Source organism: Pseudomonas sp. PvP100, from assembly GCF_017833055.1.
Classification (GTDB): domain Bacteria; phylum Pseudomonadota; class Gammaproteobacteria; order Pseudomonadales; family Pseudomonadaceae; genus Aquipseudomonas; species Aquipseudomonas syringae.
The window spans coordinates 4997477-5018354 of record NZ_JAFIBO010000001.1; the positions used below are offsets into that span (position 1 = coordinate 4997477).

Sequence of the window (20878 nt, forward strand, 5' to 3'; positions counted from 1 at the left end):
TTTCCGCCCCCTTTACCGACGCCTGAAAAGGATTACGCTCCTGATCCTCATCGGGAGCTCATCGCCTTGGATACTCCCTCCATCCATGTTGCTATAAGGAAATAGCCATGTTGAACGCAGCACCCATGGGCAAGCTTGCGCGCTCCACTGAACAGCAATCTCTCGGCCCGGACAGGTTCACGCCCAGTAGCGTTGCCGTCCGCGAACACCGCAACCGTGAACGGGCAGACCGGATAATCGACCAGTTCGTCGAGCGCTTCACAGAGAAAGACTTTTTCCCGGATGACGGCGATGAGGCTTTGTTTGCCTTACTGGTTCAGTTGCCTGAATGGCCTGCAGACCTGTCGATCCGGATTCACAACGAGAACGACGAAGTCCTCGCGATTTTTTTGAAAGGCAACGATGAAAGCGTCGTTCAGAACAGTGTTGTCCTGATGCAGAACGCTGATGCTTATATCGTTCCGGATAATATTCCGGTCGCCGATGACGAGCCATTGCTGCGTTGGGTGTTCAGTCAGTTGCCGGTAGGTTCCAGGGTCGGAATGGGCGGCAACTTTCCCGGTAGTCACAGTGATAGCGGACGAATCGTCACCCTGCGCGAGCAAATAGCGGGGCTGGCAAATGACCAGAGGCCGCTGTTATTCGATGCACTTGTGGCGGCCGGTGAGGGCGCCTCGAAGGTTCAGCTGGATACCCGCACACGAAATCCCTTCCTGCCCCTGTGGATTCGTCAGCAGACTCTGCTTTCCGCTGCTCTGAGCGAACTGTGCGCTTTATACCCACAGGTTCCCGTCGGACGTCTTGAAGAGCTGCTGGAGCAGTTGCCGCTGACAGTGCAGGACGACGCTGACTTTCTGGATAATGGTGTTCTGCCAGACTCTTTCGACGAGGCCTTGAACATTTCTGTGCAGGAATGGAGCAGCAGTCTGGCTATCGACGGCCTGTCGCGAACACGGAGCTTCAACGCCTGCACCGATGAGCTGGCCCGCGAGATCACAAGCGAATTGCTGGCTGCTGAATCGGGGCGAGCGTTGCTGATCTTCGAGCCCGGCGATAGCGAGTCCTTCCCGGCAGACCCTGACGATACCCGTATCGTTTTGCGGCATGACGGCTACGGTAATTACAGTGCACGGGACGCCGAGAACGGTGAGTTTGTCTCATTCAAGCCGGGTACCGACAGCTTCTATCTCGCGATCGGTTCGCAATTGAAAACCGAAGAGCGTTCTGCGCTGGGCATGCAGTTCGAGCAGGATGTGAAAGGGATTCGCGACGTTCTGACCCGGCGTGCCATTGAGAAAAATCGCGGTTGGTTTGACCCTGAGCAACCCACTGAAATCGAAAGCGATTGTCTGCCTGACTGGTTCGCGAACGCGACCGATGTCGAAAAACAGCGCTGGAAAGTGGCGGTGCAGGACTACAGTCAGGCCTTGCTCGAAGCCCAGGCACCTGACCTGCTGGATCCTTCCATTTACGGACAGCCGGACCGGTTGCGTCACTACGCCCGGGCGAGGCTACAAGAGCGAATTTTACTCGACCACGGTATGACAGTGGATCCTGACCTTATCACCGTCCATACCATCAGCGTCGAGATTGATCCGGGTGTCGGCATTGATATCGATTACGAATATGTCGGCCCTTCCGAGCTGGAGCCGCATTACGAAACTCAAGAGCGCAGCCTTACAGATCTGTCGCTGGAAAACATTGCCTTCACCAATATCAACTTTCTACTCACCAGTCGCGCGTTTGACGATCAAGGGCAATTGGTCCGTTTCCTCAACGCTGGTTATCTGTTTGGCCTGATTCGTGATCTGAACATTGGTGAGAGTTACTCCAGATACCTCAGCACGGTTCTGTCCACGTCGGCGGCAGGACAATGGCACTGTGAGCGTTATGCACGCGTCATGCGCGCACAAATGCGCCTCGACGCGATCGAGGCGAAGATGGCGGGCGACTTTCTGGGCGATGGCGGGCTTCCTCCCGAGCTGGCGAACAGAGGCTACAAATGGGTTGCCGCGGTGCTTGATCATCCAACTGACAGTGATGATCGCGCAATGGTGGAGGGGCATCGCATTCAGGTCAGCCAGTTACTCATCAATGGTGTTTCATTGAGTGGTGTATTGGTGATCGGCACAGAGTCGCGCTCCAGCGTCGCCACGCTGATGGTCTTTACCCCGCAGGCTCCTGACGGAATATGCTTTCGGGAGATGAGCAATTCGCAGGAGTTTCGGCAGCGGATCCTGCTTGAGCCCGATTTTCTGGACTATCTGGTGGGCAAGGCACCTTTGGCCGCCCAGGCCGATGTCAGGCATGTGCTGACCGCTGGCCGTGACACGCTGTTCATGGATCTGCAGCCGTGTACCGGGAATTTTCTCGAGGCGGTCTATGAGTCTGAAGTCGCTCGGGTGATTTCTGCCGTCGATGAACAGACCAATACCAACTGGGAAACCTACTGGGAAAGTGCCTGGGAAATCACCAAAGTCGTGGGCGACATCGTCCTCATCTTCACGCCTTTCAAAGTGCAGTTGCCGATCGCTGCCCTTCGCAGTTTTTACGCCATCTGGCAGGGCGTTGGAAAGAAGTCCAGCGAACAGGGTATCGCTCCGTTGTATTTCGTTCAGGCGGCGCTGTTGTTGGCCGATGCACTGACGCTGTCAAAAGGGCGGCGGGTCAGGACGTCTTCTGCGGCAAAGACAGGCCGCTCTGTGCTCGACCCGAAAACAGCCGTATCCAAAACGCCTGTCGGTTTGAAAATGCGCGACGACGGGATTTACCGGGGCATCCATGAGAAAGCTCAAGAGGGTGTGCCGAGTCGCTTTTATGCCGTGCAACAGGAAAAAGCCTATGCCGTCACATATGACTCCGACTCGGCAGCGTGGCGGGTTATCGATTCGCGGCGGCCAGATGCTTACTACCAACTGCCGATCCAGCTTGACGATCAAGGTGTCTGGGTGCATGCGTCGACCGGTTTGCGCGGCGGTGGCAGACACCGCATAACCAAACTGCCCATGGAATCAGCAGGCGGTGCCGGTACGCCGGGCAAGAGCGCTGGAAAGCTCAGGTACAAAATACACATGAATGATTTTTTCGACACTGCCGAGTTCAAAGCGGCGTATGAGCATATACAGGCCAAGGATCTGGAAGCCTCAGTCAAGAATGCTGTTGAGAAGTACGTTCTTGATGGCGCTGCTCACCTGCATAAATGGAAGCCCACTGCAAAAAATAAACTGGATAAAAACGGAAAGTTTTATTTCCTGGACCTGACTTCCATTGGCGATAGCACTGGGAGAGGTGATTGGCGTCTGGGGCTCAAGCGGGTGGAAAAAGGCATGCTTGAGCCTTTCGATATCGTCAACCATAAGAACATGTGAGAGAAATCGGCCGGTTCTGAAGGCGCATGACCCTGTATAACCACAGCAAATCGCCTCGATAGACAAAAGGCACGGCTCCCGCCGTGCCTTTTGCGTCGAGCTCTGAGAAAATGCCGGCACTTTTATTGCGGATGCCGACATGACTGCCCTGAAGAACGACCGTTTCCTTCGCGCTTTGCTCAAGCAACCCGTAGACGTCACGCCGGTATGGATGATGCGTCAGGCAGGTCGTTACCTGCCGGAATACCGCGCCAGCCGCGCCAGTGCCGGGGACTTCATGAGCCTGTGCAAGAACCCGCAGTTCGCCTGTGAAGTCACCATGCAGCCGCTGGATCGCTACCCGCTGGACGCAGCGATTCTGTTCTCCGACATCCTGACCATTCCCGATGCGATGGGCCAGGGGCTGTACTTTGAAACCGGCGAAGGTCCGCGCTTCAGGAAAACCGTCAGCACGCTGGCCGACATCGAAGCGTTGCCGATCCCTGATGCACAGCAGGATCTGGGGTACGTGATGGATGCGGTCAGCACCATTCGCCGCGAACTCAACGGTCGTGTACCGCTGATCGGTTTCGCTGGCAGCCCGTGGACGCTGGCGACCTACATGGTCGAGGGCGGTTCGTCGAAGGACTTCCGCAAATCCAAGGCCATGCTTTACGACAACCCGCAAGCCATGCACCTGCTGCTCGACAAGCTGGCGCAGTCAGTGACCTCCTACCTCAATGGCCAGATTCTGGCCGGTGCGCAGGCCGTGCAGATCTTCGACAGCTGGGGCGGCAGCCTGTCTTCGGCGGCGTATCAGGAGTTCTCGCTGGCCTACATGCGCAAGATCGTCAACGGCCTGATTCGCGAAAACGACGGGCGCAAGGTGCCAGTGATCGTGTTCACCAAAGGCGGCGGCCTGTGGCTGGAAAGCATTGCCGACATCGGTGCAGACACCCTCGGGCTGGACTGGACTTGCGACATCGGCGAAGCGCGTCAGCGTGTCGGCAGCAAGGTTTCGCTGCAAGGCAACATGGACCCGACCGTGCTGTACGCGCGCCCGGAAGCCATCCGCCAGGAAGTCGCACGCATCCTTGCCAGCTACGGCAGCGGCACCGGCCACGTCTTCAACCTCGGCCACGGCATCACCCCTGAAGTCGACCCGGCCAATGCCGGTGCGTTCATCAACGCGGTACACGAGTTGTCGGCGCAGTATCACCAGTAGTTGCTGGGCTGACGATGTTGGTTTTTGAGAGCTGAACCTATGGGAGAGGAAATAGAAAAGACTATTCCTCTTGCTGATTCTCAGGGCTGATCGCTGGTCATCGGACGACGGTAGTGCTCTTAGGGACAAGGAGTGATAAATTGCCGGCAAGCAAGCCGGCAAAAATAGCCGGTTAAAAATTACCCAGCCCCTATAATTAGGGGCATTAGGTGGGGTTTAAAACCGGCAAATGGCATTCACACCGTACATTCCCCAAGACAAAGCGCCCGATGAGTTGCAGGATCAGGTCGTCCAGATCATGCGGCTCGATGCGGCCCTCCACGCGAAAATTCCGGGCCCGCTGCGCTTGCCGATGATGAATCTGCTTCGGGTGGTGAATTCTTACTACAGCAACAAGATCGAGGGTAATTCCACTATTCCCGCCGACATTCTGCGTGCCGAGGATGCGCCTCAGGAGTTCAAGGGTGCAAAGGACCTGCAGGAGATCAAGCGTCACATTGAAGCCCAGCGTCGACTTACCGATGAGCCTATCAATCAGGTCGACGTGTGCACGAAGAGCGCTATCTCACGCATGCACCGCGAGTTCTATGTTGGCGTGCCCGAAGATATGCTGGATATTCAACTCAATGAGAAGGGCGATACCGTGCGTATGGTCCCCGGCGAATTCCGGCATCTGGGGGTTCGCGTCGGCAAGCACATCCCTCCAACCGTCGAGCAGATGCCCACATACCTCAACGATTTTGAGCGAATGTACCGCCTGGACTGGATTCACGGCCTTTCGGGCTTCTTTGCGGCTGCAGCGTCGCACCACAGGCTGATGTGGATTCACCCATTTATGGATGGCAACGGTCGCACCGGCCGCCTGTTCACGGATCAGTACCTCAAGGCAGCTGGCTTTGGTGGGTATGGTCTGTGGTCCATGAGCCGTGGATTTGCCCGCAACGTCACCGCCTACTACGAGATGCTTGGCGCCGCCGACCATCCGCGCAAAGGTGAGCTGGACGGGCGGGGTGAGCTTTCGGATAGTGGCCTGTTGCGCTGGACCCGTTTCTTCACGGAGACTGCCCTGGATCAGGTGCAATACTTCAGCGCGCAGCTTGAACCGGAAAGGCTTGGCGAGCGGATCGACGTTTATTTCGAGATGCGCAGCCGTCGCGCGCTTTCGGACAGCAAGGGCGAGACTCTTCCTGAGCTCCGTATAGAGGCCCGAGATGTCTATAAGGCGTTGCTCTACCAGGGCGATCAGCAGCGCGCTGATATTCAGGCCCGCTTGGGCGTCGGCGAGCGCACCACACGCAGTCTGTTGAGCCAGATGGCCAAAGAGGGCTTGATAACGTTGGACGGCCGCAAGCCGGTAGCCCTGAACCTATCCCGGCACTCGATCGAGTTCCTGTTTCCCTACCTCTGGTAACCCTGTACGCACCAGGGTCATCCTTCCCTTTTCAGCGCCGACGACTACGTCGGCGCTTTCGCATCCGCAAAGCCTTCGAGCAGCGAACCGCTGCGGGGCAGGAACCGGCCCTGTCGCTCGCCATGCGGTTTGCCGTCGGCATAGCTCAAGCGGCCGTTGACCCAGACACCGTCGATGCCCTGTGCCGCTCGCTGAGGGTCTTTGAAATCTGCAACGTCGCGTACGGTTTGCGGGTTGAACAGCACCAAGTCTGCCCAGTAGCCCTCGCGAATAAGACCGCGCTCGTGCAAGGCGAAGCGCGCGGCCGACAGCCCGGTCATTTTGTGTACGGCGGTGTGCAACGCAAACAGCCCCTTGTCGCGGCTGAAATGCCCGAGCACTCTGGGGAACGCGCCCCACAGGCGCGGATGGGGAAACGGGTCTTCCGGAAGACCATCGGAGCCGATCATCGCCAGCGGGTGAGACATGATGCGCTCGACGTCGCCCTCATCCATGCCGTAGTACACCGCGCCTGCAGGCTGCAACTTGCGTGCGGCGTCCAGCAATGACAGCCCCCAGTCGGCGGCAATCTCCTGCAGATCCCTGCCGCCCTGATCCGGGTGCGGCGTAGACCAGGTGATGGTGATGCGGAACGCGTCTGTAACTTGTTTGAGGTCCAGCGTCGAAGAGCTGGCCGCATAGGGATAGCAGTCGCAACCTACCGGATGGTCCTGCGCGGCTTTTTCCAGGGCTGCCAGCAGTTGCGGGCTGCGTCCCCAGTTGCCGGCACCAGCGCATTTCATGTGCGAGATGATGACCGGTGAGCGCGCATGGCGGCCTATATCGAATGCTTCCGCCATGGCCTCCAGCACCGGCTCGAATTCGCTGCGCAGGTGGGTGGTGTAAATCGCGCCGAACGCGCTGAGCTCTTCCGCCAGTTGTTTGACCTCGCTGGTTTCGGCCGAGAACGCAGAGGCGTAGGCAAGGCCGGTCGATAACCCCAGCGCGCCCGCTTCCAGGCTGTCACGCAACTGCACGCGCATGGCGGCGATTTCTTCCGGGCTGGCGCTGCGTAACAAGTCATCCATGTGGTTGCTACGCAAGGCGGTATGGCCGATCAGGGCCGCCACGTTGACGGCGGGCCGGGCGTTCTCGACGGCGGCGCGGTAGTCGGTGAAGCGTGGATAGACGAACGCAGCCGCGTCGCCCAGCAGGTTCATGGGGTCGGGAGGATTGCCCGTTAGCGAAACCGGCGACGCGCTGATCCCGCAGTTGCCGACGATGACGGTCGTCACGCCCTGGCTGATTTTCGGCAGCATCTCGGGTTTGCGGATGACCACCGTATCGTCGTGGGTGTGCACATCGATAAACCCGGGGGCCAGTACGCGACCGGCCGCATCGACTTCTTCCCGGGCACTGGCATTGCTCAGACTGCCGATGCGCTGGATGCGTCCTTTGCTGATTGCCACATCGGCGCGCACTCCCGGTGTGTCACTGCCGTCGATGACCAGTGCGTCGCGAATGATCAGGTCATAAAGCATGGTTCAGTCTCCCAGCGGCAGGCCATCTTCGCCGCCACGGTATTCATCCAGCGCAAGCTTGATCCGGCGCAGTCGCTCCTGATTGTCTTCAGGGCTCGCCAACGCCAGTTCGGTGGCCAGCACATCGATGGTTAGCAGCATGCCGTAACGCGCTGCGGTGGGTTTATAGATGAAATTGGTTTCAGCAATTTGTAACGGCAGCACGACCTCGGCCAGTTGTGCCAGTGGTGAATCAGGCAGCGTAATGGCCAACACGCGGGCACCGTAGCTGCGCGCCAGAGTTACGGCGTCGAGCAGTTCCGGTGTGCGTCCGCTGAGCGAGCAGACAATCAGGCTGTGTTGCGGACCAAGCGTGGCGGCGACCATGCGCATCATCACCGGGTCGCGGCAGGCGGCCACCGGGTAACCCAGGCGCACCAGCCGGGTTTGCAGTTCCTCGCTGCACAGGCTGGAGCAGCCGCCCATGCCGAATGTGTGAATCATGCGCGCATCGGCGACACAGGCGATGGCGGCGGCAAAGCGCGTTGCTTCAAAGCCGGCCAGGTGCTGGCGCAGGGTGGCTTCGATGTCGTCGACGATCCGGGTGAAAAAAGCCGACTGCTCCGGCGCCGGTTCTGGATGCAGAAAGCGGCTGCCGACGCCGCTGGCCTGGGCCAGTTGCAGGCGTAAGTCGCGCAGATCCCGGCAACCGATACTGCGCGCGAAGCGTGACAGCGTCGCACTGCTGACTTCGGCGCGGCTGGCCAGCTCATCCAGACTGGCACTGGCCGCGAAGGCGATATCGCTGAGCAACAGCCTGGCAATTCGTCCTTCACCCGCGCTGAGGGAATCCTGACGGGCACGTATCTGGTACAGAATGTCCACTCAAATCACCTGCGCCAAGCCCAGCGTCAGGGCGAAAGCGACGACCGAAATCAGCGTCTCCAATACCGTCCAGGTCTTGAATGTTTGCGCGACGGTCATGTTGAAATACTCCTTGATAAGCCAGAAACCACCGTCGTTGACGTGGGAAAAGATCACCGAGCCTGCGCCCGTTGCCAGCACCAGCAATTCGGGATGCGGGTAACCCAGCCCCAATGCGACAGGTGCGACGATGCCCGATGCCGTGGTCATCGCCACCGTCGCCGAGCCGGTCGCAACCCGCATCAGTGCCGCGAACAACCAGCCCATCAGCAGGGGCGACAGATGAAAGTCCTGCGCCAGACCCACGATCTCATTGGTCACGCCGCTGTCGATCAGAATGCGATTCAAGCCGCCACCGGCACCTACTAGCAACGTGATGCTCGCGGTCGGTGCCAGGCACTCGTTGGTGAATTTCAGAATCGAGTCGCGGTTAAAGCCCTGCGCGATGCCCAGTGTCCAGAAACTCAGCAGGGTGGCCAGCAGCAGGGCAATCACCGAGTTGCCGATGAACAGCAGAAAGCTGTTGAACGCGCTGCCCGGTGTACTGATCAGGTTGGCCCAGCCACCCAGCAGCATCAGCACCACCGGCAGCAGAATCGTGGCCATGGTCAGGCCGAAGCTGGGTAGCTTCTGGCGTGGTTCGCGGTCGAGAAACTGCTTGGCCAGCGGGTTTTCAGCTGGCAAGTGGATGCGCGGCACAATGAATTTGGCATACACCGGACCGGCGATGATCGCCGTAGGGATGCCGATCAGGATGGCGTAGAACAGCGTTTGCCCTACCGACGCCTGATACGCCTGCACGGCGAGCATCGCAGCAGGGTGCGGCGGCACCAGCGCATGCACCACCGACAGACCGGCGACCATCGGCAGGCCGACCATCAGAATCGACACCCCGACACGCCGGGCCACAGTGAAGGCAATCGGTACCAGCAGAACGAAGCCGACTTCGAAGAACAGTGGCAAGCCCACCAGAAACGCAATGCAGACCATGGCCCAGTGCGCGTTGCGTTCGCCAAAGCGGTCGACCAGGGTGCGCGCCACCTGCTCGGCACCGCCAGACTCGGCCATCATCTTGCCAAGCATGGTGCCCAGTGCCACGACCAGCGCGATATGCCCCAGCGTTTTGCCAACCCCTGCCTCATAAGAGGCGACCACGCCACTGGCCGGCATTCCGGCGACCAGGGCCAGACCGACCGAAACAAGCGTAATGACGATAAACGGATTGAGGCGGTAACGCGCGATCAGCACGATCAAGGCGATGATGGCGACAGCGGCGTAGACCAATAGCGAAGTACCGGGTGACGGCGACATAGCGACGGTTCCTTGCAAAGTGGGTAGGCGAGGGCGCAACACCAACAGCTGAAGCTGTCAGCCTGAAGGCGACTCGGGAGTACTCGGCAGGGACGACGCAATAAGATGGAGCAGGGGCGTTTCAGGGCGATCACAGGTATTCATTATTTTTATCTCTGTTTTCGTGATGAAAATAAATTACACGAAAATGAAATATAAACAAATATATGAAAATAAATTTCTTTTCCTGTCTTCTTTTGAGTATGCGCAGGTAGGCGCACATCCTGAGTCGCCTCTGCATCGGCGCTGACAGGCCGGTGTTATGAGACAGGCCTGACGCAGCGCTTTGGGAAAGAACTTGTTCGAAAGCTTCACAAGCCGCAGAAGACGATCTGGGTTAGCTTGAAGAGAGTTGATGAGTACCTGGGCGAGTTTTCTATCATGCAATCGATGCTGCGTTTGATGACCCTCGTGTGTGCATTGCTGGTTTATTCAGGCCAGGCCTGTGCCGATGAAGCAGTACGTGAACAGCAACTCCTTTTGCCTATTCACATCGACGCCCACCGTGAAAAAGTCGAAGCATTGATTGTCCGTCCTGCGCGCGCCGGAAAGTTCCCTGTTGCATTGATCATTAATGGCTCAGCCGCACAGCCTTCGTCTGTACATGCCGACTGGCTCGCTCACATCGCTCATGACTTTGCGCACCGGGGCTGGCTTGCCGCATCGATTGTGTGGCCCGGTTATGGCCGCTCGACCGGACGCTTCATGGATGAAGCCGGCAACTGCACCAACCCCGATGTGGCTCGATTTCTGGATACACATGGAGAAGAGCTTGGAGCCGCATTGGCAGCTCTGCGCAAGCGTCCGGATGTCGATCCATCCTTGGCACTGGGTGTAGGGATTTCGATCGGCGCAGCTTCCATGCTGGACCTGGCCGCTCGACCTGATCATCCATTGGCAGCGGTGATCAACATCTCCGGCGGTGTTTATCACTACTCCACGATGGGTTCTCCTGAAGCTGACTGCTCACTGTATCAGGCGGATCTGGTACGAAACTTCACCACCTTCGGCACAAATAACCCGACGCCGACGCTCTGGATGTATGCTGAAAATGATCCGTATTTCAGCCCCGACCTGGTTACACGGATGGTTGCTGGCTATCGCTCGCAGGGTGGTCACGCAGATTATGTGGCGCTGCCACCGTTTGGTCAGGACGGTCATACACTTTATAAAAATGGGGCCAATAAACTGTTGAAACCCCACATCGAGGACTTCTTAAAGGCCAATCGTCTTCCTGGCATGGACGATGAAGCATTAATGCCGTTGCTTTCAAAACTGTCCCCCGCCGACCGTGCAGAAGCTAATGCGTATCTGCTGAGTGTTACCGAAAAGGCCATGGCAAAGTCCGCAGAAGCAGATGGGCTCTTCTGGTTTTACGGCGCGCGTTCAATCAAGACAGCCCGACAAAGAGCGCTCGGCAATTGCCGCGTTGCAACGGGTAAAGCCTGTCGAATCGTCGCTCAAAACATGCAATTGGTTAATGGCTGGCAAGCTACAGTAGCGCCCACCAAGAAATAACGAATGCATTAAGACACGCTGTGAAAGAATCTCCGCAGACGCCGGTTTTTACGATCAACAGCCCATGCAGGGCTTGTCCGCCAGCATAGGCGGATGCGTCAGTGCGCTCTGGTTCAACCCACCTGCCATCGCTCGGTGTGCGTCTAAACCTTCGCCTCCAGCGGCTGCAACCTTGCCAACCTCAACGCCACACCAAGGGCGATCATCAGCAACACGCCAATAAACACCCCGATGCCGTTCCAGCCCGCGTAGTGCCAGAACACGCCGCCGCCAGTTCCGGCCACGCTCGAGCCTGCGTAGTAACAGAACAGGTACAGGGACGCGGCCTGGCCTCTGGCGGTGGTGGCCCTGCGTCCGACCCAGCTGCTGGCCACTGAATGTGCGCCAAAGAAGCCGAAGGTGAAGATCAGTACGCCGACGATCACCAGCGGCAGTGGGGTGAACAGGGTCAGCAGCAGGCCGGCCAGCATCATCACGATAACCGCCCACAGCACCTGTCGGCGGCCAAGGCGGTCAGCCAGTGAGCCGATCTTTGCCGAGCTGTAGATGCCCGACAGGTACACCACGGAGAACACGCCGACCACGGCTTGGCTCAAGTTGTAGGGTGCGCTCAGAAAGCGGTAGGCGATGTAGTTGAACAGCGTGACGAACGCGCCCATCAGCAGGAAGCCGGTCAGAAACAGTAGCGGCAAGCCTGCATCACGAAACTGCACGACAAACCCGTCGAGCAGACTGCGAGGGTGCAGCGAGCGCGGGCGGAAGTTGCGCGACGCCGGCAGGATCCTCCAGAACACCGCTGCGGCGATCAGCGCCAGCCCGCCGACCACCAGCATCGCCGCGTGCCAGCTGACGTAGTCGATCATCACCCCGACGATCAGCCTTCCGCTCATGCCACCGACGGCGCTGCCGCCGATATACAGCCCCATCGCCAGGCCCAGATGGGTGGGGTGGATCTCCTCGCTCAGGTAGGTCATCGCCACTGCCGCCAGGCCGCTCAGTGACAGGCCTACCAGGGCGCGGGTAATCAGTACGCCCTCCCAGCTGGGCATCAAGGCACTGGCGATGGTGAACAGCGAGGCACAGAACAGCGCCATGACCATCACCGGCTTGCGCCCTAGCCGATCAGATATCGGCCCGGTGATCAGCAGGCCGATGGCGAGCATTGCCGTGGCTACGGACAGGATCAGGCTGCTTTGCGCCGCCGTCAGGGAGAACTCGCTGGACAGCGTCGGCATCATCGGCTGAACGCAGTACAGCAGGGTAAAGGTCGAAAACCCGCCAGCGAACAGCGCCAATGCCGTGCGTTTGAAAAGCGGCGTGTTCTTTTCGATGTAGGTATCGCCGGGCAGTGTCGACGACTGTACGGGCGAGGTGTTCAAGTCGGGAGTGGACGGGGCGACGGCAGGGTTCACAAGGACCTCAGGGCACGGTTGAGCAGGCAATGAAAAAATCATATAGCTCGCTAATCATTCCATCCAATATATTGTTCGACCTGTTTGATAGGTAAAACGACTTAATGGAGGCCGCATGGAATTGCGTCATCTGCGTTACTTCATCGCGGTTGCCGAAGAGCTGCATTTTGGCCGCGCCGCGCAGGCGCTGGGGATTTCTCAGCCACCGCTCAGCCAGCAGATTCAGACGCTGGAGCAGGAACTGGGCACGCGTCTTTTCGAGCGCACCAACCGGCGCGTCGAGTTGAGCGAATCCGGGCGGCTGTTTCTCGACGAGGCACGGCTGGTGCTGGCGCAGGTCGACAAAGCCACCGACGTGGCCCGGCGCGCGCAACTGGGTGAAATCGGCGAGCTGAAGATCGGCTTCACATCGTCTGCGCCGTTTACGTCGAGTATCCCGCAGGCGATTTTCGCCTTCCGTCAGGCCTACCCGGATGTGCACCTGACCCTGACCGAGATCACCAGCCAGGAAGTGGCGGCAGGTCTTGAGGACAAAACCATTCAGGTCGGCATCATGCGCCCGCTGGCATTGCCCGATTCACTGGTGGTGTTCGAATTGCTGAGTGAGCCGCTGGTGGCGATCATGCGTGCCGACCATCCGCTGGCGGCAGAAAGCGAGGAGGGAATCTACATGGCGGCGCTGGCCGCCGAGCCGTTCGTGTTCTTCCCGCGCACTTATGGCAGCGGCATCTACGCGCAAGTCCTGAGCCTGGCACGCGCCGCAGGGTTCAGCCCGCTGATCACCCAGGAAGCGGGCGAAGTGATGACCATCATCGGCCTGGTCGCAGCAGGATTGGGCGTCACCGTACTACCTGCGTCCTACCGGCGAATGCGCATCGACGGCGTGGTCTACCGCAACGTCCTCGACCCCGGCGCAACCAGCGCGGTATGGCTGGTGCAACGCAAGGACGAACAATCGCCCATGGCCAAGGCGTTCACCGAGCTGTTAACGCGTAACGTCGGGTGAATGCCTGGCGTATATCCGGTACTCACTATCATTATTGACAGTAGGCAGATCAGTGTTTTTTGCGTTGAATCTTATGTGCACCTGATGCTCCAGGACGGAATGACAGGAACAGGGAGAGAAGCATGCGCAAACAAATATGGATGATGGCTTTATTGAGCCTGTCGCTGACAGTGGCGGCAGACGAGAAAATTATCGGTGGTACGCCCGCACCCGCAGGTGCTTATCCTTTTTTCACTTCATTGACCAAGGAGGATGGCCAGCACCTCTGCGGGGGGGCGTTGATCGCTGCGCAATGGGTGCTTACTGCGGCACACTGTATACGTGGTCAGTCGCCTGCGTTTGTCCAGATTGCTATAGAGAAGTACGGGCCTCCCGTCGTCAGCCGGGACAAGATCAGGATCGCTGAAGCGTTTATTCCTGCGGATTTCAAAGGCTGGCAGGTTTACTCTAAAACAGGCGACGAAAAGGGATCGGGGCTTTACGACATTGCGCTATTGAAACTTGAGCGTCCAACCGAAAGTAGAGACATCCTCAAGCTGGACGGCATTGATCAGGTGGTTGCGCACGAAGTCGGGATGCCCGTCACGCTGGCAGGCTTCGGAGTGAGAGAAACCGGCACCATGCCGAACGAGCTTTATCATGTTGACGGCTCGATTCTGGAAGACCGCAAATGCATAGACGTGCCGCCGGGCTATCCACCTACCTACTTTGATCCTCTCTTGAATGTGTGTTCGAGCAAGATTTCTGGCGGCGGCGATTCAGGCGGGCCGTTGCTCTTCAAAACGCAGAGCGGCTACGTCGGCGTTGCGCTGGTAAGTCGTGGTTTGCTCGACGCTAGTCAGATGACTCGAATTTCGTTCTACAAGGACTGGATCACGAACATCATTGCAAATGACAAGTGCGGCCAGCAGGAGAAGCCTGAAGGTACTGTTTCTGTGCGTTCTGTCGGCTCTTCTGGCTGTTGACCACTGAGCGCCAGGACTCAGCCGTCACTGACGTCGCACTTTGCGTCGTTAGTGCCACTGTGAGAAAAAGCGTTTTTATGTGCAGTGACTACAGGCAAAGCATGACTTTGCGCTGCCGCGTAGGGAACGATAGGTGCTCGGGAAGGCGCCGCTCAACCCCAGCGCCTGAAGATCAGCGAGGTGTTCACGCCGCCAAATGCGAAGTTGTTGTTCATCACGTATTCGTTGCTCATGTGCCTTGGTTCGCCGACGATGTAGTCCAGTTCGCCGCATTGTGAGTCGATGTCGACCAGGTTCAGCGTATGGATATAGCGATCGCTGTTGAGCATTTCGATGCTGAACCATGACTCCAGCGCGCCGCACGCTCCCAGCGTGTGACCGAGAAAGCTTTTCTGCGAGCTGAGCGGCATGCGCGGGCCGAACAGGCTGCTGGTGGCCAGCGTCTCGGCGATGTCGCCCTGTTCGGTGGCGGTGCCGTGACCGTTGACGTAACCGATGGCGTCAGGCGAAAGGTCGGCGTCTTCGAGGGCCAGCTCCATCGCGCGGCGCATGGTGGCCTGCTCGGGGCGAGTGCTGTGCGCGCCGTCGGCGTTGCTGCCGAAGCCGACGATCTCGGCGTAGATGTGCGCGCCACGTGCCTGGGCATGCTCAAGCTCTTCAAGCACCAGCATGCCGCCGCCTTCACCGATCACCAGGCCGTCGCGTCCGCTGTCGTAGGGGCGTGGCGTGGTGTGTGGCGCGTCATTCTTGAGGCTGGTGGCGTACAGCGCGTCGAAGACCATGGCCTCGGTCGGGCACAGCTCTTCGGCCCCGCCCGCCAGCATCAGCGGCAGACGGCCGAACTTGATCGCCTCATAGGCATAGCCGATGCCCTGACTGCCACTGGTGCAGGCGCTGGAGGTCGGAATCAGGCGTCCGGTCAGGCCGAAGAAGATGCTGATGTTGGCGGCAGTGGTGTGCGGCATCATCCGCACGTAGGAGTTGGCGTTCAGGCCCACGGCCACCGAGTTGATCAGCATGTTGCCGAAGGCCTTGATCTCGTCGGTGCTGCCGGTGGACGAGCCGCAGGCCGTGCCCATGCGGCCATCGCGAATGATCGGGTCATTCAGCAGCCCGGCGTCGATCAGGGCCTGCTCCGCAGCCGCCACGGCCAGACGTGACACGCGGCCCATGCTGCGCAGTTGTTTGCGCGTCCAGTGCCCCGGCACGGCGAAATCGTCGATGGGGCCAGCCAGGCGGGTATTGAGCTCGGCAAAACGGTTCCACTCGTCCATCCGGCGAATGCCGCTGCGATTGGCCGTGAAGCTGGCATCGATAGTCGGCCAGTCGCTGCCCACCGAGGTGATGCCGGACATGCCGGTCACTACCACACGCTTCATCAGCACAGTCCCCCGTTGACGGCCAGAACCTGACGAGTGATGTAGCTCGCTTCGGCCGACATCAGAAAGTTCACCGCACCCGCCACTTCCTCGGGCGTGCCCATGCGTTGTGCCGGGATCATTTTCATCAGTTCGTCCACGGGCACGTTCTCGTCGAGCATGGCCGTATCGATCAGGCCCGGCGCGACGCAGTTGACGGTGATCCTGCGCTTGCCCAGTTCGATGGCCAGCGCCTTGGCGGCACCGATCAGCCCTGCCTTGGAAGCGCTGTAATTGACCTGGCCGCGATTGCCGATCAGCCCGGAAACCGAGGTTATACAGACGATACGCCCTGCTGCACGACGGCGAATCATCGGCATCGTCAACGGATGCAGCACGTTATAGAAGCCATCCAGGTTGGTGCGCAGCACCTGATCCCAGTCATCGTCGCTGAGTGCCGGAAACGCGCCGTCGCGGGTCAGCCCGGCGTTGAGTACCACGCCGTAATAGGCGCCGTGCGTCTCCACGTCCTCTTCCAGAATGGCCTTGCAGGCGGCCCGGTCCGAGACATCGAATTGCAGCACGCGTGCCTGGCGGCCCAGCGCAACGACTTCGGCCTGCACCGCTTCGGCTTCGCTGCGGCCAGTGCGGCAATGCAGGATCAGGTCGTATCCGGCCTGCGCCAGACGCAGGGCGATGGCGCGGCCGATGCCACGGCTGGAGCCGGTGACCAGTATCGATTCAGTCATGCCGGGGCTCCTTCAGCCAGGTAGTCAGCAGTGTTGGGCGGGCAATATACATTGAGTCGGGCAAAAGCCTCGATACCCGGTCCGGTGAGGGTGCATTCGAACATGCCCATGCCGTTGTCGTCCTGCAGGGAGCGCACGGCATGGATGTGCAGTTCACTGCCCAGCGGGAAGCGCGTCACGTTGCAGTCGAACTTGCGACTGCCAAGCAGAAAACCCAGGTTGACCGCTTCGCCCTTGTTGCGCGCCTTGCAACCGGCATAGGCCGCGACGCTCTGCGCCATCAGCTCTATGCCCAGCCATGCCGGCAGGCTGCCGTCGGCATGATTGAACAGGCCGTCGGCGCGGACGGTCAGGCGGGTTCGAATCTGTTCTTCGTCAACGCTCAGCACCTGATCGATGAGAATCATGTCGCCGGCATGGGGGATGAGTTCGGCGAGCGGCCACTCGGTCATGGGGCATCTCCGATAATCAGGCTGATGTTGTTGCCACCGAAGGCAAACGAATTGCTCATCATGTAACGAGCGTTTTCAGGTGTCAGGCACGAGCCTGCGTGTGTCCATTGCAGCGCAGGCAAGAGCGGATCGGCCTCGCCGTCCCACAGGTGCGGGGGCAGGGCCTGTTCGGTATTCTGCGGGGCCAGACTCAGCCAGCAAAACGCCGCTTCCAGCGCGCCCGCCGCGCCCAGGGTGTGGCCGCTGAGCGGTTTGGTCGACGAGCAGGGCACGCCGCTGGGAAATACGCCCTGCACGGCCAGGCTCTCCATCGCATCGTTGTGCTGCGTGGCGGTGCCGTGCAGGTTCAGATAACCGATCTGCTCCGCTTCGAGCCGGGCGTTACGCAACGCTTGCAGCATGGCATCACGCGCACCACGTCCGGTGGGTTCGGGGGCCGAGATGTGGTGAGCGTCGCAGCTGGCACCCGCGCCCAGCAGGGCAATCGAGTGCTTGCTGTCAGCTTCGCGAGTCATCAGGAATAGCGCCGCCGCCTCGCCGATATTGATCCCGTTGCGGTTGCTGGAGAACGGGTTGCAGAGTTGCGGCGACATGGCCTCGAGTGCCGAGAACCCCTGCAGAGTCAGCTTACACAGGCTGTCGACGCCGCCGCACAGCACGGCATCGCACAGGCCCATGTCCAGCGCCCGACGCGCACTGAGCAACGCCCGCGAACTGGACGTGCAGGCTGTCGAGATGACGTAGGCCGGGCCGCTCAATTGCAGCCAGGCGGCGAGAAAGTTCGCCGGTGCGCCCAGTTCCTGTTGCCGATAATCGTAATCGTCGGGGAAGGTCCGCTCACGCAGCCAGACGGCCATGCTCTCGCTCGCTTCATCAATGCCCGAAGTACTGGTGCCAATGATCACGCCGATCCGCCCGGCGCCGAAGCGGGTGATGGCCTGGCTGATGTCCTCCTCGATCTGCAAGGCGGCGGCCAGCAGCAACTGGTTATTGCGGCTGCGATGCAAATGCACGGCAGGCGGAATGGGCGGCAGCGCGGATTTGACTGCACCGACCGGCAACGCGCGTTCCGGCACCCAGCCGCTTTCGAACACCATGCCCGAGCTGTCGCCTGCGAACAGCCTGCGCGACACCTCTTCACGGCTGTCGCCCAGCGAGCAGATCACGCCCAGCGCGTTGAGGTAGGCGGTCATGGCAGGCTCTCGTTGTTCAGCGGTGTGACTTTGTAGCTCAGCTTGTCCTTGAGGCGGATAGTGAACGCGTTGGCCGACTGGTATTCGACCAGCCAGCGGTCATCCAGGCGACGCTGCATGCCCTGGCGGTAAGCCGTCGGGTAGCGGCCATGCATTTCCAGGTCCGGGGTCATGGCGAACATCAGCGCAGCGAACAGCTCGCGGGCTTCCGGATTGGGCGGCAGCAAACCATCGGCCTGCCATTTCCCGTCGATCAGCAACTGGCGCGCCTGGGGAATGCCCAGCGGGTCCATCATTGACCAGCGCAATCCGCCGTTTTCGCGCTGGATGATCAGCAGCCAGTCCTGATGCTGATCGGCCTGGCGACGCTCGATGTGCAGTTGCATCGGCAATTGCATGGTCGGTGCGCTGGTCGGCAGCGGGGCTTGTGCCGCACAGCCGCCGAGCAGCAGGAAGGCTAAAAACAGTACGCGAATCATGATGCTCCAACTTCCAGGGGTTTGCGGGCCACGACATTGACCAACGTTTCCTCACGTTGCCCGAACGGCCTGGGCTTTTGCAGTTTCAAGACTTCGAGCAGCCCGAAGTCCCTGGCGCGGCTCCACCACAGGTAAGGGTAAGAAACATTCTGTGCATCGAACTCGAAGCCCTGGTCGCGGATCATCTGCAGATACTGCGCCGCGCTTTTCTGAACGTGCATCGGGTGGCGGAACAGCCAGCGAATCACCCAGGTGTCGATGTACGCTTCGGTCGACTCGGCAAACAGCAGGTAGCCGCCCGGCTTGAGCACACGATAAAACTCGGCCAGTGCCTGTTCCTGCTCGACCAGATGATGGAAAGTCTGATGGCAGAACAGCATATCGACGCTGGCGTCGGGTACTTGCAGGGCTGCGCAGTCGCTGCCGATCAGTTCGACCTCTACGCCTCTGGCCCGCGCCTCTTCACCACTCATGTCGAGACTGTGTGGATCGGCGTCGACGCCGATGAGCCTGGACGGCTGAAAAACCTTGTCCAGCTGCTGAAACGACCGGCCTTGCCCGCATCCTGCGTCGAGCAACACCGGCGCAACCGGCGGCGGGCTGGTGAACAGGCTGCGCAAGTCGTCTATCGCCACGCGCAGCACGCGGTACTGCCAGATGTTGCTGCGCAGAAACCACAGGCCGAAGCGGGTTTCCTCGACGTAACTGTCACTCAGGAACGGTCGATTCATGAACCACTGTCCGCGCAGATTTCCGAGAGCGTGCGCAGGCGGCGCTTGGGCTCGCTGACAAATGGATTGCGTTCGTCCCAGGCATAGCCGGCCAGAATCGAGCTGATCATGCGGCGGATGTCCGGAGCGCTGCCGGGGTAGAAAATCACGTTCTGGAACGTACCGTCGTACCAGCCCTCGACATAGGCCCTGAAGGTGTCGACGCCACGTTTCAATGGCACCGCGAACTCGCTTTCCCAATCCACGTTTTCGCCCTGCAACTGCCGGCTCAGCACGCCAGCCGCCATGCTCGCCGAACGCATGGCGATGGTCACGCCCGATGAAAACACCGGGTCGAGGAATTCCGCCGCATTGCCCAGCAGCGCAAAGCCCTTGCCGTGCAGGGTCTTGACGTTGGCCGAGTAGCCGCCGATGGTTCTGGCTGGCGTATCCCAGACCGCGTTTTTCAGCACGCTGGCCAGTTGCGGTGTTTCATCGATAAAGGCGCGTAAGCAGGTATCCAGATCCTCGGGCTTGTCCTTGAAGCGTTCAGCCGAGGCGACTACGCCTATCGAACAGCGGCCTTCGCTGAACGGAATCGACCAGAACCACACATCGCTGTGCTGCGGATGGATGCTGACCAGAATCTTGCGGCGGTCAAAGGGTGGGCTTTCGATGCGGTCTTCGATATGGGTGAACACCGCCTGGCGCACAGGGAAACCTGACGGCGCTTCCAGATTCAGCAAGCGCGGCAGCACGCGGCCATAGCCGCTGGCGTCGAGTACGAAGCTGGCCTGCACGCTGTATTCGCTGCCGTCCTCACGCCTCACACGCAAAACCGGCTGCGGGCCCTCGAAGTCGGCGCTGACGATCTCTTCCTGGTAGCGGATGTCCACGCCTTGCAGTGCGGCCTGATCGGCGAGCAGTTTGTCGAACTCGCTGCGCTGCACCTGAAAGGTCGTCGGCTTGCCGTTGCTGAACGTATCGCTGAAGTCGAAATCGCTGTATTGCTCGCCACGCGCGAAGGCTGCGCCATTCTTGGGCTGGAAACCGGCGGCCTGCACGGCCTCCAGCATCCCGGCTTCTTCGACGAAGTCCAGGCAATGGCACAGCAGGCTCTCGCCGATGGAGAAGCGCGGAAACAGCTGGCGCTCGATGATCAGCACGTCATGACCCTGGCGTTTGAGCAGGGCAGCCGCTATTGAACCGGCCGGGCCGGCACCGATGACGACGACCTGACGAATTTCCCTATCAGTGATGGGCACAGGTATTCCTTTTCG

17 protein-coding genes are annotated in these 20878 nt (G+C 59.8%); 6 read left to right on the plus strand and 11 right to left on the minus strand.

The features are described from left to right. Positions 1-107 precede the first annotated feature (107 nt). From JOE39_RS21625 to JOE39_RS21635, 3 genes are all read left to right on the plus strand, one after another. Positions 108-3368, plus strand: a complete 3261-nt coding sequence (locus JOE39_RS21625; protein ID WP_116826596.1) for a DUF6543 domain-containing protein — start codon at positions 108-110, stop codon at positions 3366-3368. Between the two features lie 139 nt (positions 3369-3507). Then, positions 3508-4572 carry a uroporphyrinogen decarboxylase gene (gene hemE / locus JOE39_RS21630; RefSeq protein ID WP_003392301.1) on the plus strand — a complete coding sequence of 355 codons (1065 nt, stop codon included), beginning with the start codon at positions 3508-3510 and terminating at the stop codon, positions 4570-4572. Between the two features lie 229 nt (positions 4573-4801). Continuing rightward, the gene (locus tag JOE39_RS21635; RefSeq protein WP_003341370.1) at positions 4802-5983 is read left to right on the plus strand and encodes a Fic family protein; all 1182 of its coding nucleotides are present in this window, start codon (positions 4802-4804) and stop codon (positions 5981-5983) included. A gap of 44 nt (positions 5984-6027) precedes the next feature. On the opposite strand, the gene JOE39_RS21640 is transcribed toward JOE39_RS21635, so the two are convergent. The 3 genes from JOE39_RS21640 to JOE39_RS21650 are packed head-to-tail and all read right to left on the minus strand — an operon-like array spanning position 6028 to position 9717. Continuing rightward, positions 6028-7503: a D-aminoacylase gene (locus JOE39_RS21640; RefSeq protein WP_003392298.1), complete on the minus strand. Its 1476-nt coding sequence runs from the start codon at positions 7501-7503 to the stop codon at positions 6028-6030. Positions 7504-7506: 3 nt separating this feature from the next. Next, complete coding sequence (locus JOE39_RS21645; protein WP_003316665.1) at positions 7507-8367, minus strand: MurR/RpiR family transcriptional regulator; 861 nt, start codon at positions 8365-8367, stop codon at positions 7507-7509. Beyond that, a complete protein-coding gene (locus tag JOE39_RS21650; protein WP_096113184.1) occupies positions 8368-9717 on the minus strand; it encodes a GntP family permease in 1350 nt (449 codons plus the stop codon). A gap of 420 nt (positions 9718-10137) precedes the next feature. On the opposite strand from JOE39_RS21650, the gene JOE39_RS21655 reads away from it, so the two are divergent. After that, positions 10138-11274, plus strand: a complete 1137-nt coding sequence (locus JOE39_RS21655; RefSeq protein ID WP_210078299.1) for a hypothetical protein — start codon at positions 10138-10140, stop codon at positions 11272-11274. A gap of 143 nt (positions 11275-11417) precedes the next feature. Here the strand turns inward: JOE39_RS21655 and JOE39_RS21660 are convergent, their stop codons facing one another. Continuing rightward, positions 11418-12686 (minus strand): MFS transporter, encoded by a 1269-nt coding sequence (locus tag JOE39_RS21660; protein WP_096134664.1) that lies wholly within the window; start codon positions 12684-12686, stop codon positions 11418-11420. A gap of 115 nt (positions 12687-12801) precedes the next feature. Between JOE39_RS21660 and JOE39_RS21665 the strand changes: the two genes are divergently transcribed. Continuing rightward, the gene (locus JOE39_RS21665; RefSeq protein ID WP_003316669.1) at positions 12802-13692 is read left to right on the plus strand and encodes a LysR family transcriptional regulator; all 891 of its coding nucleotides are present in this window, start codon (positions 12802-12804) and stop codon (positions 13690-13692) included. Positions 13693-13814: 122 nt separating this feature from the next. Next, entirely contained in the window at positions 13815-14657 is an 843-nt protein-coding gene (locus JOE39_RS21670; RefSeq protein ID WP_029571733.1) for a serine protease, read from the plus strand. A gap of 152 nt (positions 14658-14809) precedes the next feature. Here JOE39_RS21670 and JOE39_RS21675 read toward each other — a convergent pair whose 3' ends face one another. From JOE39_RS21675 to JOE39_RS21705, 7 genes are read right to left on the minus strand one after another with little or no spacing between them, the layout of a single operon-like run. Then, positions 14810-16036 carry a beta-ketoacyl-ACP synthase gene (locus tag JOE39_RS21675; protein WP_017278454.1) on the minus strand — a complete coding sequence of 409 codons (1227 nt, stop codon included), beginning with the start codon at positions 16034-16036 and terminating at the stop codon, positions 14810-14812. Next, complete coding sequence (gene fabG, locus JOE39_RS21680) at positions 16036-16764, minus strand: 3-oxoacyl-ACP reductase FabG (protein ID WP_017278453.1); 729 nt, start codon at positions 16762-16764, stop codon at positions 16036-16038. Before fabG ends, JOE39_RS21675 begins: the two co-directional genes overlap by 1 nt. Continuing rightward, positions 16761-17216 carry a hotdog family protein gene (locus tag JOE39_RS21685; RefSeq protein ID WP_210078297.1) on the minus strand — a complete coding sequence of 152 codons (456 nt, stop codon included), beginning with the start codon at positions 17214-17216 and terminating at the stop codon, positions 16761-16763. Before JOE39_RS21685 ends, fabG begins: the two co-directional genes overlap by 4 nt. After that, positions 17213-18409 carry a beta-ketoacyl-[acyl-carrier-protein] synthase family protein gene (locus JOE39_RS21690; RefSeq protein WP_057419696.1) on the minus strand — a complete coding sequence of 399 codons (1197 nt, stop codon included), beginning with the start codon at positions 18407-18409 and terminating at the stop codon, positions 17213-17215. The genes JOE39_RS21685 and JOE39_RS21690 overlap by 4 nt, the downstream gene beginning before the upstream one ends. Then, positions 18406-18888 carry a lipoprotein gene (locus JOE39_RS21695; RefSeq protein ID WP_003422500.1) on the minus strand — a complete coding sequence of 161 codons (483 nt, stop codon included), beginning with the start codon at positions 18886-18888 and terminating at the stop codon, positions 18406-18408. The genes JOE39_RS21690 and JOE39_RS21695 overlap by 4 nt, the downstream gene beginning before the upstream one ends. After that, positions 18885-19619: a class I SAM-dependent methyltransferase gene (locus JOE39_RS21700; RefSeq protein ID WP_029573027.1), complete on the minus strand. Its 735-nt coding sequence runs from the start codon at positions 19617-19619 to the stop codon at positions 18885-18887. The genes JOE39_RS21695 and JOE39_RS21700 overlap by 4 nt, the downstream gene beginning before the upstream one ends. After that, positions 19616-20863, minus strand: coding sequence for an NAD(P)/FAD-dependent oxidoreductase (locus JOE39_RS21705; RefSeq protein WP_029573026.1), 1248 nt, complete (start codon positions 20861-20863; stop codon positions 19616-19618). The genes JOE39_RS21700 and JOE39_RS21705 overlap by 4 nt, the downstream gene beginning before the upstream one ends. Between the last annotated feature and the right edge of the window lie 15 nt (positions 20864-20878).